The 17,687-nt window shown below is 53.0% G+C and carries 20 protein-coding genes; 17 read left to right on the forward strand and 3 right to left on the reverse strand.

The annotated features are described in order from the left end of the window. Positions 1 to 61: 61 nt before the first annotated feature. The 5 genes from nhaA (at position 62) to ACSHSR_RS05780 (ending at position 3,283) form a co-directional block, all read left to right on the forward strand. Complete coding sequence (nhaA, locus tag ACSHSR_RS05760; RefSeq protein WP_025010547.1) at positions 62 to 1,237, forward strand: Na+/H+ antiporter NhaA; 1,176 nt, start codon at positions 62 to 64, stop codon at positions 1,235 to 1,237. Next, on the forward strand, positions 1,234 to 1,617 hold the full coding sequence (locus ACSHSR_RS05765; RefSeq protein ID WP_037474378.1) for a hypothetical protein: 384 nt from the start codon (positions 1,234 to 1,236) through the stop codon (positions 1,615 to 1,617). The genes nhaA and ACSHSR_RS05765 overlap by 4 nt, the downstream gene beginning before the upstream one ends. Positions 1,618 to 1,633: 16 nt before the next feature. Beyond that, positions 1,634 to 2,542, forward strand: a complete 909-nt coding sequence (nhaR, locus tag ACSHSR_RS05770) for a transcriptional activator NhaR (RefSeq protein WP_025010548.1) — start codon at positions 1,634 to 1,636, stop codon at positions 2,540 to 2,542. Between the two features lie 98 nt (positions 2,543 to 2,640). After that, on the forward strand, positions 2,641 to 2,880 hold the full coding sequence (locus ACSHSR_RS05775; RefSeq protein ID WP_028779782.1) for an FAD assembly factor SdhE: 240 nt from the start codon (positions 2,641 to 2,643) through the stop codon (positions 2,878 to 2,880). Then, positions 2,861 to 3,283, forward strand: coding sequence for a protein YgfX (locus ACSHSR_RS05780; protein ID WP_025010549.1), 423 nt, complete (start codon positions 2,861 to 2,863; stop codon positions 3,281 to 3,283). Before ACSHSR_RS05775 ends, ACSHSR_RS05780 begins: the two co-directional genes overlap by 20 nt. Positions 3,284 to 3,300: 17 nt before the next feature. On the opposite strand, the gene nadB is transcribed toward ACSHSR_RS05780, so the two are convergent. Beyond that, a complete protein-coding gene (gene nadB / locus ACSHSR_RS05785) occupies positions 3,301 to 4,911 on the reverse strand; it encodes an L-aspartate oxidase (RefSeq protein ID WP_025010550.1) in 1,611 nt (536 codons plus the stop codon). 199 nt (positions 4,912 to 5,110) lie between these two features. On the opposite strand from nadB, the gene rpoE reads away from it, so the two are divergent. The 12 genes from rpoE to ACSHSR_RS05845 all read left to right on the forward strand — a co-directional run bounded on the left by rpoE (position 5,111) and on the right by ACSHSR_RS05845 (position 15,489). Beyond that, entirely contained in the window at positions 5,111 to 5,689 is a 579-nt protein-coding gene (rpoE, locus tag ACSHSR_RS05790; protein WP_025010551.1) for an RNA polymerase sigma factor RpoE, read from the forward strand. A 24-nt stretch (positions 5,690 to 5,713) separates the two neighbouring features. Next, on the forward strand, positions 5,714 to 6,334 hold the full coding sequence (locus tag ACSHSR_RS05795) for a sigma-E factor negative regulatory protein (protein WP_479631336.1): 621 nt from the start codon (positions 5,714 to 5,716) through the stop codon (positions 6,332 to 6,334). A gap of 9 nt (positions 6,335 to 6,343) precedes the next feature. Further along, entirely contained in the window at positions 6,344 to 7,276 is a 933-nt protein-coding gene (locus tag ACSHSR_RS05800; RefSeq protein WP_479631337.1) for a MucB/RseB C-terminal domain-containing protein, read from the forward strand. Between the two features lie 10 nt (positions 7,277 to 7,286). Next, positions 7,287 to 7,766 carry a SoxR reducing system RseC family protein gene (locus ACSHSR_RS05805; protein ID WP_025010554.1) on the forward strand — a complete coding sequence of 160 codons (480 nt, stop codon included), beginning with the start codon at positions 7,287 to 7,289 and terminating at the stop codon, positions 7,764 to 7,766. Between the two features lie 117 nt (positions 7,767 to 7,883). Further along, positions 7,884 to 9,674 (forward strand): translation elongation factor 4, encoded by a 1,791-nt coding sequence (gene lepA, locus ACSHSR_RS05810; RefSeq protein WP_025010555.1) that lies wholly within the window; start codon positions 7,884 to 7,886, stop codon positions 9,672 to 9,674. 437 nt (positions 9,675 to 10,111) lie between these two features. Continuing rightward, positions 10,112 to 11,026, forward strand: a complete 915-nt coding sequence (gene lepB, locus ACSHSR_RS05815) for a signal peptidase I (RefSeq protein WP_025887849.1) — start codon at positions 10,112 to 10,114, stop codon at positions 11,024 to 11,026. Continuing rightward, complete coding sequence (gene rnc, locus ACSHSR_RS05820) at positions 11,023 to 11,706, forward strand: ribonuclease III (RefSeq protein ID WP_028779786.1); 684 nt, start codon at positions 11,023 to 11,025, stop codon at positions 11,704 to 11,706. The genes lepB and rnc overlap by 4 nt, the downstream gene beginning before the upstream one ends. After that, on the forward strand, positions 11,703 to 12,692 hold the full coding sequence (gene era / locus ACSHSR_RS05825; protein WP_144134857.1) for a GTPase Era: 990 nt from the start codon (positions 11,703 to 11,705) through the stop codon (positions 12,690 to 12,692). The genes rnc and era overlap by 4 nt, the downstream gene beginning before the upstream one ends. Before the next feature lie 8 nt (positions 12,693 to 12,700). Then, on the forward strand, positions 12,701 to 13,426 hold the full coding sequence (gene recO, locus ACSHSR_RS05830) for a DNA repair protein RecO (RefSeq protein WP_479631338.1): 726 nt from the start codon (positions 12,701 to 12,703) through the stop codon (positions 13,424 to 13,426). Positions 13,427 to 13,537: 111 nt separating this feature from the next. Continuing rightward, the gene (gene pdxJ / locus ACSHSR_RS05835; RefSeq protein ID WP_071477137.1) at positions 13,538 to 14,275 is read left to right on the forward strand and encodes a pyridoxine 5'-phosphate synthase; all 738 of its coding nucleotides are present in this window, start codon (positions 13,538 to 13,540) and stop codon (positions 14,273 to 14,275) included. Then, complete coding sequence (gene acpS / locus ACSHSR_RS05840; RefSeq protein ID WP_071238274.1) at positions 14,275 to 14,655, forward strand: holo-ACP synthase; 381 nt, start codon at positions 14,275 to 14,277, stop codon at positions 14,653 to 14,655. Before pdxJ ends, acpS begins: the two co-directional genes overlap by 1 nt. Before the next feature lie 294 nt (positions 14,656 to 14,949). Next, complete coding sequence (locus ACSHSR_RS05845) at positions 14,950 to 15,489, forward strand: Mpo1 family 2-hydroxy fatty acid dioxygenase (RefSeq protein WP_096140810.1); 540 nt, start codon at positions 14,950 to 14,952, stop codon at positions 15,487 to 15,489. A gap of 23 nt (positions 15,490 to 15,512) precedes the next feature. Here the strand turns inward: ACSHSR_RS05845 and ACSHSR_RS05850 are convergent, their stop codons facing one another. Both ACSHSR_RS05850 and ACSHSR_RS05855 read right to left on the reverse strand, forming a co-directional pair. Next, a complete protein-coding gene (locus ACSHSR_RS05850; RefSeq protein WP_025010562.1) occupies positions 15,513 to 16,781 on the reverse strand; it encodes an HlyC/CorC family transporter in 1,269 nt (422 codons plus the stop codon). Between the two features lie 100 nt (positions 16,782 to 16,881). Then, on the reverse strand, positions 16,882 to 17,670 hold the full coding sequence (locus ACSHSR_RS05855) for a cytochrome C assembly family protein (RefSeq protein ID WP_025010563.1): 789 nt from the start codon (positions 17,668 to 17,670) through the stop codon (positions 16,882 to 16,884). Positions 17,671 to 17,687 lie beyond the last annotated feature (17 nt).

Consider the following 17,687-nt stretch of genomic DNA (forward strand, 5'->3'; position numbering starts at 1 on the left):
GATTATACTTACTTAAATCCATCTACTACACTCAAATCAATTATGTTTTTGGGAGTTTAGTATGGAAAAGGCACTTCGGAATTTCCTGAGCCAGGAATCTGCCGGCGGTATTTTGTTATTGATTGCTGTAGCTTTGGCTATGGTCCTGGCTAATTCACCGCTTTCCGGCCTCTATCAAGGTTTTCTGGATACCCCGATGCAGTTGCGTCTCGGGGCCCTGGATATCAACAAGCCCTTGCTGCTGTGGATCAACGATGGTCTGATGGCGCTGTTCTTTCTCTTGATTGGTCTGGAAGTCAAACGTGAGTTGCTGGAGGGGGCACTGTCCAGTGTTTCCAAGGCATCTCTGCCAACCTTTGCCGCTATAGGTGGTATGGTTGTTCCGGCCGCTATCTATCTGCTGTTCAATGCCAATGATCCTGTGACTCAGGGGGGCTGGGCGATTCCGGCCGCGACTGATATCGCCTTTGCGCTGGGGATCATGGCACTTTTGGGTAACCGGGTTCCCGTGGCGCTCAAGGTGTTTTTGCTGGCGCTGGCAATCATAGATGACCTGGGTGTAATCGTTATTATTGCGCTGTTCTATAGCAGTGATCTATCCATGATCAGCCTCTTGATTGCCGCCGCTGCCGTCATAGGTTTGGTTACCTTGAACCGCCGCGGTGTGACCGCGCTTGGAGCCTATGGCGTACTGGGGGCCATTCTCTGGGTCGCCGTACTCAAGTCCGGGGTTCATGCCACTTTGGCCGGGGTGATCATCGCCTTCTGTATTCCGCTGCGCGACAAGCAAGGTGGTTCACCGTCCGAGCACCTGGAGCATGCGCTGCACCCCTGGAGCACCTTCCTGATCCTGCCGGTATTCGCCTTTGCCAACGCCGGGGTAGCCTTGGGGGGCATGTCGCTGGAAAGCCTGGTATCGCCTGTACCTCTGGGTATTGCATTGGGTCTGTTGCTCGGTAAGCCGATTGGTGTGGTGTTGTTCAGTTTTATTGCGGTTAAGTTGCGTCTGGCTGAGTTGCCTGAGGGCATTGCCTGGCGCCATATCATGCCTGTGGCTGTGATGTGCGGTATAGGATTTACCATGTCGATGTTTATTGCCTCTCTGGCATTTGAGCATGGTGGCGTTGTCTATAGCGATTTGGCCAGGTTGGGGATCCTGATCGGATCTATGTTGGCGGCAGTCGTGGGCTATTTCTGGCTGTCAAAAGTGTTACCTGAAAAAGGAGAAAAGGAATGAAAACAAGCATAATGGCCGGACTCATTCTGGCGGGCTTAGCCCCTTTGGCTCAGGCGTCACAGATAGAAGCCTGTATTGCAGACAAGGAAGCAGCCCTGTGTCAGAGTTACCTCGAAGGCGTTGTTGATGGTGCCCTCATGTATAAGCCACAAGCGGTAGGCGCTCGCCTGGACAGCAACGGCTATGAAGCCCGCGCCCTTAAGTATCGGGGAGGAAAGCGCTTTCAGGAAGCCAATCGCAAGTATTGCCTGGACAGGATCCCGGATAGGGATCAACTGGTACAGGGTATCAGCGAAGCCTTTGAAAGCGGTGAGGTCAAGGATATAGATACACTACAGCTTGCCGTAAATAATTTGCTGGACTGTCAGCGTTTGAAGTAAGGAGTCGGGGCAGCCTATGTCTCATTTGAACTACAACCACCTGTATTATTTTTGGATGGTGCATAAGCAAGGCTCAGTGACCAAGGCTGCCGAGACACTCTGTTTAACTCCCCAAACCATTACCGGCCAGATAAGGACGCTGGAAGAAAGGCTCAAGGGGAGTCTGTTCAAGCGGGTGGGGCGCAACCTGGCCCCTACTGAATTGGGCGAGCTGGTGTTTCGTTACGCCGACAAAATGTTCAGCCTCTCTTATGAGATGCTTGATGTGCTCAACTATCGCAAGGATGAATCCATCCTGTTTGAGGTGGGTATTGCCGATGCTCTCTCCAAGGCGTTGGCCAGTCGGGTGCTGATGTCGGTGATCCCGGCCAACAGTTCCATGCACCTGGCCTGTTATGAGGCAACCCACGAAAGCCTGATGGCCAGGCTCAGGGAGCATAAACTGGATATGATACTGTCGGACTGCGCCGGTGAGTCTCTCAAGTATCCGGAAATTCTCTCCAAGAAGTTGGGGGAGTGCGGTATTGCCTTCTTCTCGGCGCAGGAGTTTAAAAGTGGCTTTCCCGAGTGTCTGGAAGAGGGGCCCTTGCTGATCCCCAGCCGGCGTACTTCTCTGGGCCAGCAACTCTATCGCTGGTTTGATGAGAAACGCCTTAATGTCAAGATTCTCGGTGAGTTTGACGATGCGGCTATGATGAAGGCCTTTGGCTATTTCCGTAAGGGGATATTTGTCGCCCCCTCCATCTATCAGCAAGATATTCTCGAGCACAACATACGTCTGCTCGGTGAAACCATGGAGATCAAAGAGGAATATCATGTGATGTTCGCCGAGCGGATGATCCAGCATCCGGCGGTGCAGCGCTTGCTGGAAACCGATTTTGGTGACTTGTTCGCCGGTCGTGACCTTCAGGTGCAGCAGTTCTGATACGGGTGGATGATTAAGGCGGATATTCGACAGCGCAGACGCCAGAATGTAAACTTGCGACAAAATTCTTGATTGGAGCATGATAGGTGTCTGACTTGATGAGTACCCCCAGAGTTAAGTGGGCATGTCGCCGTGGTATGCTGGAGCTTGATGTACTGTTTCAACCCTTTGTGGAACAGCATTACGAGACTCTGAGCCCTGAGGATAAGGCCTTATTTGTTCGTCTGCTTGAGTGTGAAGATCCTGAGCTCTTTGCCTGGTTTATGGGGCATGAGCAATGTCCGGATCCGCAACTGGCACAGATGGTAGTGCGCGTTCGTGGCCGGGCAGCGCCATAGGTTTCAACTCAGTTCTTCCTTCAGCCAGTATCTGAGTCTGACGGTGCTGGCTGCTATTTGCCTGAGCAGCTTTCTTGCCTGGCCGGCGCTGGATTATCCTTTCTATTTATTGTTCAAATACCTATGTTTACTGCTAATGCTGGCAGGCTTTGGCCTTGCGCTGTGGCGTTTGCGCTGCTGGCAACTCTGTTTCTGGCTTAATGAATTGGGTGAAGGACAGTTCGAACCCGGTTCGAGTTTCGAACTTAGTGGCAGACCTTGGGTCAGCCCCTTTGTGGTGACTTTTACCTATCAGGGGGAGGATAACTACGGGCGTTGCTGGCTGTTTGCCGATATGTTTGACGACACAGACTATCGTCACCTGTGTCGTCTATTGTTGCAGCGCTCAAAGTCCGCTAACTGAACTCATTCCCGCCCAAGTTATTCAGGTTGCAGAATGGTCGGCTGCGGATTCTCCAGTTTCTGCGGATGATCGATATTACAGTGCAGGCCGCGGCTTTCCTTGCGGGCCATAGCGCAGCGGATGATCAACTCGGCCACTTGCACCAGGTTGCGCAATTCCAGCAGGTTGTTGCTGACGTGGAAGTTGCTGTAATACTCCTGGATCTCCTGTTGCAGCATGGCGCAGCGGCGCAGGGCACGCTCCAAACGCTTGTCTGAGCGCACAATGCCGACATAATCCCACATAAAGAGTCTCAGCTCATGCCAGTTGTGGGCAATCACTACTTCTTCATCCGAGTTACATACTTGGCTTTCATCCCAGGCCGGGATATTGCCGGGCATGGCAATTTTACCCAGTTGGCTTTGAATATCGGTCGAAGCGGCGCGGGCGAATACCAGACACTCCAGCAAGGAGTTACTCGCCAGGCGGTTGGCACCGTGCAGTCCGGTATAAGCCACCTCACCTATGGCATAGAGGCCATTGAGATCTGTCTGACCGTGAAAATCTGTCATTACCCCGCCGCAGGTATAGTGAGCGGCAGGCACCACAGGGATAGGTTCCTTGGTGATATCTATCCCTAAGTCCAGGCAGCGCTGGTAAATGGTGGGGAAATGCTTGATGACAAATTCCGGGTCCTTGTGGCTGATATCCAGATAGACGCAATCGGCACCGAGGCGCTTCATTTCATAGTCTATGGCCCTGGCTACTATGTCTCTGGGCGCCAGTTCGGCGCGTTCATCAAAGTCAGGCATAAAGCGACTGCCATCGGGACGGCGCAGATAGGCGCCTTCACCACGCAAAGCTTCTGTCAGCAGGAAATTGCGGGCATCTGAATGATATAGACAGGTTGGGTGGAACTGATTGAATTCCATGTTGGCCACCCGGCAACCGGCACGCCAGGCCATGGCAATACCATCGCCACTGGCGATATCCGGGTTTGAGGTGTACTGGTAAACCTTGGAACTGCCGCCGGTCGCCAGGGCGACAAACTTGGCCTTGATGGTTTCAACCTGCTCAAGGTTACGGTTCCAGACATAGGCGCCCAATACCCGGTTGCCCGGACGGCCCAGTTTACGGGTGGTGATCAAATCTATGGCGTTGTAACGCTCAAGTACCAGAATATTGGGGTGTGCCTGGGCCATCTCCTGCAGTGTGGTCTGTACCTCTTTGCCGGTGGCATCGGCGGCGTGCAGAATACGCCTGTGGCTGTGGCCGCCTTCGCGGGTTAGATGGTAGGCGCTGTCATTGATGCTGCCATCGGGATTTTCTTCCTTATCGAAGGCAACACCGCATTCAATCAGCCATTGCATGGCGGCGCGGGCATTTTCGGCGGTGTAGGTTACCACGGCTTCATCACAGAGTCCGGCGCCGGCGACCAAGGTGTCGGCCACATGGGATTCTATGGTATCCTCCTCGTCGAAAACCGAGGCTATGCCCCCTTGGGCATAATAGGTTGAGCCTTCGTTGAGAGGACCTTTGGAGAGTAAAATGACTTTGGTTTTTTCAGCCAGGTGAAGGGCGAGAGTCAAGCCCGCTGCACCACTGCCTATGACCAGGACGTCAGATTGGTGTTCAACTACTTGTTTCATCGGGTATCATGAGATGTGACTGGGGGTTCGGTTATGGTAAACCAACTCGCAAGGGATGGATACAACCCAGCTCAGGATATTCACAGTACATTTTTTGCAAAACATCAGAACTTTTTCGAAGCACGCTAGTCTACATAAGTGAATATGATTCGAGCGACTGAGAAATCAGCATTATAAGATTTGGGAGAAGTCGGCTCGGATGAGTGGACAAACAAGTGATCAACAACTGGTTGAGCGCGTACAACGTGGCGATAAAAACGCTTTTAACCTGCTGGTGCAAAAGTACCAGAGTAAGGTCATCAACCTGATATCCCGTTATGTACGGAATCAGGCCGATGTAGCAGACGTGGCGCAAGAGGCTTTTATTAAGGCTTATCGGGCGTTACCTAATTTCCGCGGTGAGAGTGCCTTTTATACCTGGTTGTACCGAATAGCAGTAAATACGGCCAAGAATCATCTGGTGTCACAGGGGCGCAGAACACCTGCGAACGATGTTGATGCCGATGAAGCCGAATTTTACGATGGCAGTGATGCCCTGAAAGAGTTCGCCTCTCCTGAGCGGTTGATGCTTTCAGACGAGATAAAGAAGACTGTCTTCGACACTCTCGAATCGCTGCCGGAAGAGTTAAAGATGGCTATCTCCTTGCGTGAGCTTGATGGTATGAGCTACGAGGATATTGCCAATGTGATGGATTGCCCTGTAGGTACTGTGAGATCCCGTATCTTTCGTGCCCGGGAAGCCATAGACAAGAAGCTCCAGCCTTTGCTGGAAAGATGATCCTTTAATAGAGACAGGTGAGTAATGGATAAATTAGGTCAGGAGTGGGTTTCTGCGGCAGTGGACGGCGAAACCGACGCTCAGACGCTGGCAGAACTGGCTGGTGACACTGCTTCTCACGACAAGTGGCGTAACTATCATCTTATCGGTGATGCCATGCGTGGCGAGTTACCTTCCGCTATCCCCTTGGATCTGTCCGCCAGTATTGCGGCCGCTATCGACAAGGAGCCGGCGATTGTCGCACCTGTCAGCTCAACCCCGGTATCTGTGGCCGATGAGCCTCAGCGTCAGATTGCCAGCGGTGCTAGAGTGATCCCCATGTTCAAGCAGTTTGGCCAGTATGCGATTGCTGCCACCGTTGCCATGGTTGCCATTGTTGGTGTTCAGAACTACAACCAGTCACCTGAAAGCCAGGATCCTGCATCCCCTGTGCTTATTACCCGTCCTTTGGTGGGCAGCGCCTCACCGGTTAGCCTGCAAACCGGGCCGGTTCAGCAGCCACAGGGCTATACCAATGAGCAGTTGATTGAGCAACGTCGCAGGATCAACAGTTATATTCAGGATCATATGTTGCAACAGAGATTGAATGCCGGTGTGGTTATGGATAACAATAATGAGGTCGTTCCTGTTCCTATGAATCGTTAAGGAAATCTCTTGCGCCTTTTCCTCCTGGCCATTCTGGCCTTTGCAGTACCTGCCTTCGCGCAGGATGATATGTCCGCCAAAGCCTGGCTTGAAAAAATGAGTCAGGCTCTGCGCGAAAAAGAATACAAGATTTCTCTCATCCAACTTCAGGCCGATAATATTCGGCCTTTGGTATACCTGCACGGTAAAGTCAACGGCGAGGAAGTGGCCTTTCTCGAACACCTCAATGGTCCGCCAAAGAATGCCGTTCGTGTCGGCAATACAGTGACCTTTATCGAACACGAACAGCCCGCCTACAGCATCAAAGCCAAGCGTATTCAAGGGGTGATGCCGGCAGCCTTCTTCGGTGACAGTGGCGACCTCGAAGCCGGGTACCAACTGGTGCTGGGTGGCCGCAGTCGTATTGCCGGACGTCCTGGACAGATGGTTCGCATTTTACCCAATGATGAATATCGCTATGGTTTCCAGGTGTGGATGGATATGGAAACCTTTCTGCCGCTGCGCTATGACATGCTGAATCAGGACAAGCAGTTGTTGGAGCAGTTGTTGGTCATTGAATTGATAGAACTGCAGGAAACCGCACCTCTGCTGGTGGAGGCCTACAAGCAGCAATGGCCGGCGGTGATGAATCCATCAGAGCGGGAAGATGGCCAGAACTGGAAATTTGATTGGCTGCCGCCCGGTTTTCAGGTGGTGGTTCGCGATCATCATCGCCTGATAGGCAGTCATGAGCCGGTGGAATATATTGCCCTCACCGATGGCCTCAGCAATATCTCTGTCTACGTTGCCCGCGCCGGTGATGCGCCCATGCCGGAAGAATTGATGACCCGTAATGGCCTTTCCATGGCGGCTGACAGAGTCGGTAATCTGGAAGTGGTTGCAGTCGGTAAGGTGCCGACGCAAACGCTTATCCGTATCGCTTCGGGCCTAAGGCTGGAGTGAGGACAGGGTTATGATGGAACAGGTGGCTAAGGTCATAGGTACAGACAGTGATGGTTGGGTCAAGGTGCAGGTGGAGTTGAAGAGCGCCTGCAATCACTGTTCCAGCAGCGAATCCTGCGGCACTTCGGCAGTTGCCAAGGCATTTGGCAGTCGGCTGCAGGAGTTTTCCCTGCCCAGCACTGAAACTTATCCCGAAGGCACTTTACTGCGTTTGGGCTTGCCGGAAAGCGTAGTGCTCAAGGCGGCTCTGTTGGTTTACATGCTGCCTTTGGCCGGGTTGTTTATGGGCGGGTTATTGGGGCGCTTTGTTGCCTCACTCGCCGGGTTCAGTACAGATGGCGGCGCCATATCCATGGCGATCGCCTTTGCCTTGCTGGCTTGGCAACTGGGCAAGTCTCAGGCACGCAGGATTGAAAACCGGGCTCAACCTGTCATTCTCGCCAATCTTGGCCAAGCCATGGAGAGCGCTTCAGAAACTCACTGCCACTAATCCTGTCCTTCCCACAAAGGCTCAAAGTGTGAATCTAATTGGTATTGGCCCAGCAATCGGGTACAATTTCGCACCTTTGAGCACAGTCTCCCATTAGAATTTAGTCATTGCAGCATAATGAAACATATTAGAAACTTTTCGATTATTGCCCATATCGACCATGGCAAATCTACCCTCTCAGATCGCCTGATCCAGGTTTGTGGCGGCTTAACCGACCGTGAAATGGCTGCTCAGGTGCTGGATTCAATGGATCTGGAGCGCGAACGCGGTATCACCATCAAGGCCCAGAGCGTTACACTCGACTATAAGGCAAAAGACGGTGAAACTTATCAGCTGAACTTCATCGATACCCCAGGGCACGTTGACTTCTCCTATGAAGTTTCCCGCTCGCTGGCGGCTTGTGAAGGAGCCTTGCTGGTGGTTGATGCCGGTCAAGGGGTTGAGGCCCAGACACTGGCGAACTGTTATACCGCGCTGGAAATGGATCTGGACGTCGTTCCTGTACTCAACAAGATTGACCTGCCTCAGGCTGAGCCAGAGCGGGTTGCGGCCGAGATTGAAGACATAGTCGGCATTGAAGCTAAAGACGCTGTACGCTGCTCTGCCAAGACTGGTGTTGGCATAGACGAAGTGCTGGAAACCATAGTGGCACAAATTCCGCCACCGGAAGGTGATCCGGAAGGGCCGCTGCAGGCTCTGATCGTCGACTCCTGGTTCGACAGCTACCAAGGGGTTGTGTCTCTGGTGCGGATCAAGAACGGCGTGCTCAAGAAGGGCGATAAGTTCAAGGTCATGAGCACAGGCCAGACTTACAACGCCGACAAGGTGGGGATCTTCACACCCAAGCAGACAGAAAAAACTGAACTGAGAACCGGTGAAGTAGGCTTTATCATCGCCGGTATCAAGGAGATTCATGGTGCCCCTGTGGGGGATACCCTGACCCATGCCAAACACGGTGCAGACAAGCCTCTGCCTGGCTTCAAGAAAGTGAAGCCTCAGGTATACGCTGGTGTGTTCCCCATCTCTACCGACGACTATGAAAGCTTCCGTGATGCGCTGAATAAGTTGAGCCTGAACGATGCTTCACTGCAGTTTGAGCCGGAAAACTCCACCGCCTTGGGCTTTGGTTTCCGTATCGGTTATCTGGGACTCCTGCACATGGAGATCATCCAGGAGCGATTAGAGCGGGAATACGACCTGGATCTGATCACCACGGCACCGACTGTGGAATATGAAGTTGAACTGACCAATGGCGATGTTGTCTATGTGGATAACCCATCCGAGTTGCCGGCACTCAACTATATCGAAGAGATGCGTGAGCCTATCGTCGAAGCCAATATTCTGGTGCCCAAAGATTACCTGGGCAACGTGATCACCCTCTGTGTTGAAAAGCGCGGTGTGCAGAAGAATATGGTTTACCACGGCAACCAGGTAGCACTGACCTATCATATTCCGGCGGCCGAAGTCGTGATGGACTTCTTTGACAGGCTTAAGTCCACCAGTCGTGGCTATGCTTCGCTCGAGTACAATTTTGTCTACTTCCAGGCGGCCGACATGGTGCGTTTGGATGTGTTGATCAACGGCGACAGAGTCGATGCACTGGCGATGATCATCCACAGGGGCAACATACGCCACCGTGGTATCGCCCTGGTGGAGAAGATGAAAGAGCTGATCCCGCGGCAGATGTTTGATATTGCAATCCAAGCCGCAGTGGGCAGTCAGATTGTGGCCCGTTCGACCGTGAAAGCACTGCGTAAAGACGTAACCGCCAAGTGTTACGGTGGTGACGTTTCCCGGAAGAAGAAACTGCTGCAGAAGCAGAAAGAAGGTAAGAAACGGATGAAGCAGCTCGGTAATGTGGAAGTTCCACAGGAAGCCTTCCTGGCGGTATTGAAACTGAACGAGTGATCCTGTGGCGCCTCGGCGCCCTGGATAGCAACATCTCATTTGCGCCGCATTTTGCGGCGCTTTAGTTAGTTTAAGGGGAGACCTGTCCCTGGAACGGCAAATATGGGTAAACTAACTAAGGAAGGTGCGAACAAGTCCTCGTGGCACTCTGGCTTACACAGCAATTGGCGTTCAAGGCATCTGACTGAAGGCATGCCGGGGCCTGCCAAAGGCGGATAACGCCGAAAGCCGGTTGCTGTGCAAGCCCCGAAGGGCGTGGCTTACAAGCCTGCCTGCTGTGTTGTGCTTCTTGCAAAGGACTAGGGCCATTTGCTGCGAACCACGCCTTGCATCCAGGCTTGTAATCCGACGCAGAGCACACATGGGACTTGTTCGCACCTTCCCTAAAGCTGACAAGACTTATTCCAATTTAATACAAGGCAGGAGTTAAATAACCAATGGCAGCCTATTTTTCCATTATTCTGGTGCTGGTGACCTTGGTCAGTGGCCTTATCTGGGCACTCGATGCCTTTGTGCTGGCCCCCAAGCGTCAGGCTAAACTGGCATTGGCCCAAGCGCAAAATGGCACCTTGACCGATGAAGTCACTGAAAAAATCATTCAGGAGCCAGGTTATGTGGAAACCTCCAAGTCCATTTTCCCTGTGATAGCCTTTGTGCTAATCCTGAGATCTTTTTTGTACGAGCCGTTTCAGATCCCTTCCGGCTCCATGATGCCAACCCTGCTGGTGGGTGACTTCATTCTGGTGGAAAAATTCAGCTATGGCCTGAAAGATCCTGTATGGCGCAGCAAGCTGGTGGAAACCGGAGAGCCGGAGCGCGGCGATATCATAGTATTCAAATACCCTAAAGATGAGCGGGTCGATTACATCAAACGGGTTATCGGTTTGCCAGGCGATAAGATCATCTATCGCAACAAGGAACTCTATATTCAGGAAGCTTGTAAGGAGCAACAACCTTGTCCAGGCCCTAAACTGGTATTGAGAGCACCGGTCAATAAAGGCGAATTCCAGGATGATGGCGTGGATCTGCTGCGTTTTCGCGAGCAACTGGGTGAGGTGACACACGATATTCTGATCAACCCGGCCCGCCCTGAGCCATCGGCCTTCTATTACCGTGAGCCAGGCTTTGCTCAAGGGGAGTTTGTCGTACCTGAAGGCCACTATTTTGCCATGGGTGATAACCGCGACAACAGTACCGACAGCCGTTTCTGGGGCTTTGTGCCTGAAGCCAACCTGGTGGGTAAGGCTGTGGCAATCTGGATAAGCTTTGAGTTTGAGCGCCAGCCTCAGGATTGGTTACCTACCTGGGTGCCAAGCGGTGTGCGTTTTGAACGTGTAGGTGGTTTGAAGTGAGAGAACCTGTGAAGAATTTTGCCCGTCTGTGTCGTACTCTGGGGTATGAATTCAATAACATGGCGCTGCTGGAGCAGGCCATGACTCACAGAAGTGCGGCCAACAAGCATAACGAGCGGTTGGAATTCCTCGGTGACTCTATCCTGTCGATAGTGATTTCCGATGCCCTGTATCATCAGTTCCCCAAGGCGACCGAAGGCGATCTCAGCCGGATGCGTGCCACCTTGGTGCGCGGTGATACCCTGGCACAAATCGCCAAGGAGTTTAAGCTGGGTGACTATCTGACCCTGGGCCCGGGCGAACTCAAGAGCGGCGGTTTTCGCCGCGAATCCATTCTCGCCGATGCGGTGGAGGCCATCATAGGTGCCATCTACCTGGACTCAGATCTGGAAACCTGTCGACCACTGCTCTTGGGCTGGTACCAGCAGCGACTGAAGGCGATTCAACCCGGGGTCAGCCAGAAAGATGCCAAGACCCAGTTGCAGGAGTACCTGCAGGGCTATAAGAAACCTCTGCCTGAGTATAAAGTGGTGGCGGTTTCCGGCGAGGCGCACGATCAGACCTTTACCGTAGAATGTCGTATCGAAGAGCTGGCTCAAGCCGTATCCGGCACCGGCAGTTCACGCAGAAAAGCCGAGCAGCAAGCCGCTGCTGGGATATTGGAGTTACTGAAAAAATGAGTAAGACCCCAGAGGTACCGGCCCAGGAGCCGAGCCTGGATGAACTGCTGGCCAAGATGAACCAGCAGTCACCGACACCCGCCTATGATGTTACCTACTGCGGTATGGTGGCCATAGTCGGTCGCCCCAATGTCGGCAAGTCCACCTTGCTCAACCGTTTGCTCGGCCAAAAGGTGAGTATCACCTCCCGGAAGCCGCAAACCACCCGCCACAGGATCATGGGGATCCACACCGAAGGCCCATCGCAGATAGTCTTTATCGACACCCCCGGATTGCACATAGAGGAAAAGCGCGCCATCAATCGTTTGATGAACCGCGCCGCCGCCAGCTCGCTGGCTGATGTCTGCATGGTGATCTTTGTGGTCGATGGTCTCAACTGGACCGCTGATGACGAAATGGTGCTCAATAAACTGCGTCATGGCGGCAGTGATCGCAAGACAGTGCTGGCGGTGAACAAGGTCGACTATATCAAGGATAAGGAGACACTGTTTCCGCACCTGGAAGCCCTGGGGCAGAAATATGCCTTCGATGAAATTGTGCCCATCTCAGCCAAGTCGGGTACCAACGTTGGCCGCTTGATGTCGCTGGCGAAAGAGTCACTGCCCGAGAGCGTGCACTATTTCCCGGAAGACTATATTACCGACCGTTCACAACGCTTTATGGCCTCTGAAATTGTCCGTGAAAAACTGATGCGTTTTCTCGGTGATGAACTGCCTTATGATGCCACGGTGGAAATCGAGCAGTTCAAGATGATGGAGAATGGTGTCTATCAGATCAATGCGCTTATTCTGGTTGAACGCGACGGCCAGAAACGCATGGTGATCGGCAAGAAGGGCGAGCGGATCCGCACTATCGCCACTGAGGCCCGCAAGGACATGGAACAGTTATTTGATAACAAAGTGTTCCTGGAAGTCTGGGTCAAGGTGAAGTCGGGCTGGGCCGATGATGAACGTGCCCTTCGCAGCCTGGGTTACGGCGAAGACTGAGGCCGACTATGCTGCGAGGCTATGTGCTGCACGCCCGGCCCTATCGGGAATCCAGCATGTTGTTGAACCTGCTGGTGGATGGTCTTGGTCGGGTCGACGCCGTTGCCAGAGTCGGCAGTGGCAAGCGCTCGATAAAGAGCATAGTGCAACCGTTTCAGCCGCTGCTGTTCCAACTGAGTGGCCGCAGCGACCTCAGAACCCTGGCTCAAATTGAGAGTGCGTCCCCGGCAGTGCCCCTGTCCGGGGACGCTTTATATGCGGCCATGTACCTCAATGAACTCTTGGTGCGGGTACTGGGCAACCACCAGAGTGGCGAAGCGCTGTTTTTCAGTTATCATCAGAGCCTGCTGGCGCTGGCCAAGGGCTTTGAGCAGACAACACTGCGCTATTTCGAGCTCAGACTCTTATCCGAGCTTGGCTGCATGCCCTCATTGGTGAAGGATGCTGATGGCGCCGATATCCAAGCCGATGGCTGCTACAGATTCATTCCCGAACAGGGGTTCATCCCCTTTATTGGTGATGCCAAGCGACAAGAGGCACTACCGGGAAGCACTCTATTGGCATTGGCAGAAAATCGCCTTCAGCAAGAGGATTGGCAAGCCGCCAAAGTCTTGACCCGGCAATTGCTCCGGCCTCTGCTCGGTGATAAGCCACTGCTCAGCAGGCAGTTGTTTGCCCGCAGGGGGGGGAGTTCGCCAAGGGCCCCACAGCCGTCCAGTCGAGGAGAGAAATGAGCTCTTCAGCCCGCTTTTTTCAAATGCTGCCGTTACAATGGCAGAGAATAGAAACTGCTTTTATACCGCCGAACAGGCTGGTGCATTCCAGGAATTATCAAGGAGTTAAAGATGAATAGAATCTTGTTAGGGGTGAATATAGATCATATCGCCACCTTGCGGCAGGTGCGTGGCACCCATTACCCGGATCCTGTGCATGCAGCGGCCGTTGCCGAGCACGCCGGCGCCGAGGGGATCACTATCCATCTTCGTGAAGACAGACGCCACATAGTGGATCGCGATGTCTATCTGCTGGCCAAGACGCTCAAGACCCGGATGAATCTGGAAATGGCGGTCACCGAAGAGATGCTGGATATCGCCTGTGAGGTTAAGCCTGCCTATGTTTGTTTGGTGCCGGAAAAACGCGAGGAGCTTACTACAGAGGGCGGCTTGGACGTTGCCGGTCAGCAGCCGAAAATCGCCGCGGCTGTTAAACGTCTGGCCGAACAGGGCATTAAGGTATCACTCTTTATCGATGCCAACCGCGAGCAGATAGATGCCGCCGTAGCCGTGGGTGCGCCCGTGATAGAAATTCATACCGGCCGCTACGCCGACGCCCACAGCGCCGAAGAGGAGAGTGAGGAGTTGGCCCGTATCACGGAAATGGCGGCCTATGCTCATGGCAAGGGCCTGGTGGTCAACGCAGGGCACGGGCTGCACTATCACAATGTGAAGCCGATAGCTGCCATCCCAGAGTTGCATGAGCTGAATATCGGCCACGCCATCATAGCCAGGGCGGCGATAGACGGCCTGGACAAGGCGGTCAGAGATATGAAGCAACTCATGCTGGAAGGTCGCAGAGGCGAGTAATGGCTGTGCTGGGACTGGGAACCGACATAGTGGAAATCGCCCGCATTGAGGCTCAGTTGGAGCGGGGCGGAGATAGGCTGGCCAAACGGGTGCTGACCGAGGCCGAATATGCCCGCTTTCAGACGCTGAGCGAACCGGCGCGATTTCTGGCCAAGCGCTTTGCGGCCAAGGAAGCGGCTGCCAAGGCGCTGGGAACCGGAATAGGCCGTGGAGTCTCGTTTCAGCATATTCATATCAGCAATAATGCCGATGGTGCGCCCCAGCTTGAATTCAGTGATGGCGCGCGCCAGCGCCTGGAAACACTGGGCGCCAAGCGAGCACTGCTGTCCATTGCCGATGAACGTCACTATGCGGTGGCGACTGTAATCTTAAGTGACTAACATAACTAAGTCTTGCCTGGTACTGAGGGCCTTGTCCAAGTCGTCAGACTGGCTGTTTGTCAGGTTTGTCAAAGTACAGTTTGTCAAAGCATGAGAGGAGCCGAGAGGCTCCTTTTTTATGGCGTTGTCACTGGTTAATTGTTGCGGTACTCTCAAACCATCAGGTGTATTAATCGCATCTGAGTACAGGCACTTATCTGAAGCTCAAGTATATGGGCCTGCACCGGAATCAAATAGACACTCGAGGTCCCTGCTTGGCGGGAGGAGAATAATAACAAAACCAAGGAGAGCGTCATGAAGTCGGCTGTTGAACAGTTGTCCACTTATAAGAGTGTGCATCTGAACCCTACCAATATCAAAACTCATTTTATCGGTATCCCATTGATTATATGGTCAGTATTTTTAATGCTGTCGTTGTGGCGCCTGCCTTTTTCAAGCGGCACTCTCAGCGTCGCCATGTTGCTGGCTGTTGGGGTGATGCTTTATTACATCAAGCTGCATTGGCGTTTGGCGCTGGGACTGGCACTGTTTATCCTGCCGATGATTCTGACGACCGAATGGCTCTATACCCTGGGCTATGCCAGTATTTGGTTGGGCATAACGGTTTTTGTCATAGGTTGGATATTCCAGTTTATTGGCCACAAGTATGAAAAGGCCAAACCGGCTTTTATCGATGATCTTAACCAACTGCTTATTGGCCCCTTTTTCCTGATGGCCGAAGTGTTTTTTATGCTGGGGCTGGAAGGTGAGTTGGATAACACCATCACCGCGATAGCCCGGGACAAACGCCGGGCACTGGAAGCCGCCAAAAGGGCAGCCAATACTGCCCAATGACTCAGCTCAAAGTGGGTTGAGTTTCAGGATGGGCGATAAAACTGCGGCATGATCCGCACTGTCTTGATCATGTTGTCGGCCACTTCCACCACTTCCATCGGGTAACCCGCGAGCCTCAGGCTGGTATTGGCCTGGGGTATCTCTTCCAGATATTCCAGAATCAAACCATTGAGGGTCTTGGGGCCGTCGGTGGGGAAGTCCCATTCCATCTCTTTGTTGAGATCGCGGATATTGATGGTGGCATCGATCAGAAAGCTGCCATCCTGCTGCGGGGTAATATCTTCGCTGGGAGTAGTGACCATGGAAGTGGTAAAGTCACCGACGATTTCCTCAAGAATATCTTCCAGCGTCACCAATCCTTGAATATCACCGTATTCATCCACCACCAGGCCTATGCGTTCCTTATTGTGCTGGAAGTTGGCCAATTGCACGTTGAGCGGTGTGCCCTCGGGAATAAAGTACAGCTCTTTCACGGCTCTAAGTAGCGAGGATTTACTGAACTGCTCCTTGGACTGCAGTCTCAAGGCATCACGCAGATGCACAAAACCCACGGCATCATCTATGTTGTCACGATACAAGAGTACCCGGGTATGCGGGCTCTGAATAACCTGCTTGTTGATACTCTTGAAGTCATCATTGATATTGATGGCATAGAGCTCGGAGCGGGGCACCATGATGTCTTCCACTGTAACCTTTTCCAGATCCAGAATCGATAACAGCATCTCCTGGTGGCGTCTTGGGATCAGGGCCCCGGCTTCATGTACTACTGTGCGCAGCTCTTCCTGGCTCAGGGCATCATCGGCACGGATGGAGCGTATTCCCATCAGCCTGAGAATAAAGGAGGTGATAATATTGACGCTCTTGACCAGAGGCGAAAACAGCCACAGCAACCACTTGAGTACCAGGCTGGAGGGGAAGGCGATACGTTCGGGGTGCAGCGCAGCCACAGTTTTGGGCGTCACTTCGGCAAATACCAATACCACAAGTGTCAGTACCCCGGTGGCTATGGCCAATCCCAAGTCGCCCCAGAGTCGAATCCCTAAAATAGTGGCGATTGAGGAGGCCAGGATATTGACCAGGTTGTTGCCTATGAGGATCAGGCCTATGAGCCTATCGGGGCGGTCCAGCAACTTAATGGCGCGTCTGGCGCCCTTGTGACCATTATTGGCCAGATGACGTAACCTGTAGCGGTTTAGGGTCATCATGGCGGTTTCCGAACCGGAAAAATACGCCGAAATCAGGATTAACAGCAGTAGAATTATCAGGAGTATGCCGGTCGATATATCGTCCAAAAAGGGGCCCCGTCAGGAATAGCGAAAGTTAGTAAATACTGGCAATTGGATGGAGTGTCAAGTCAGGCAAAGGTCTAGGCCTTGCCCGACTCGACTCAGATTAGCTCAGGATGAGCTCTTTGACGATGCGGGCGCCAAAGTAAGCCAGGGAGAGCAGGCTGGCGCCTGTCAGACTGTAGATCACCGCCGTGCGGATACGGCAACCCACGGTATATTGCTGCCACAACATGGCGATATAGACGAACCAAGCCAGAATGGAAAGTACCGCCTTGTGACCCTTGCCATCGGCAAACATATCATCAAGGAAGATAAAGCCGGTGGCGAGCGACAGACTCAGCAAAATCACCCCTATGATGATCAGGTGGTACAGCTGCTTTTCGACCGTCATCAGCGGCGGAATAGCCGGGCTCAACATCAGCTGCTTTTTCTTCAGCTTGTTCTGGATAACGGCCAGTTGGATGGCATAGAGTGCCGCTATCATCAAGGCACTGTAGGCCATCAATGACAACACCACATGGACCAACACTTCGGGGTGCAGCTCAAAATGGGTAATGTATTTGGGTGGCAGCAGCCATAGCAGGGCTACGGATATCACAGAGCAGGCATACACAACAGGCACCAAGACTATGACCTTGATACGGGAAAGCACCAGAGTGAACGCCAAAGCGATGATCCAGTTCACCATGGATATCACATTGGTCAGGCTGAAGTTCTGGCCATCGGCGGTAAAGATCGCCTGGTACAGGGCTGCGGCGTGCAGTATCACACCCAAGGCGGCAAAACCGGCTACGGCGCGGCGGTTGGGCCCCTCGGCATGAAATAAGCGGCTTGTCACTAATATCAGCGCTATGCTGTAGAAAAACATCGCGGCAGCAGAGAGAATGACCATCTGGGATTAACCTATCC

The sequence above is a fragment of the Shewanella sp. VK101 genome, from assembly GCF_056497865.1.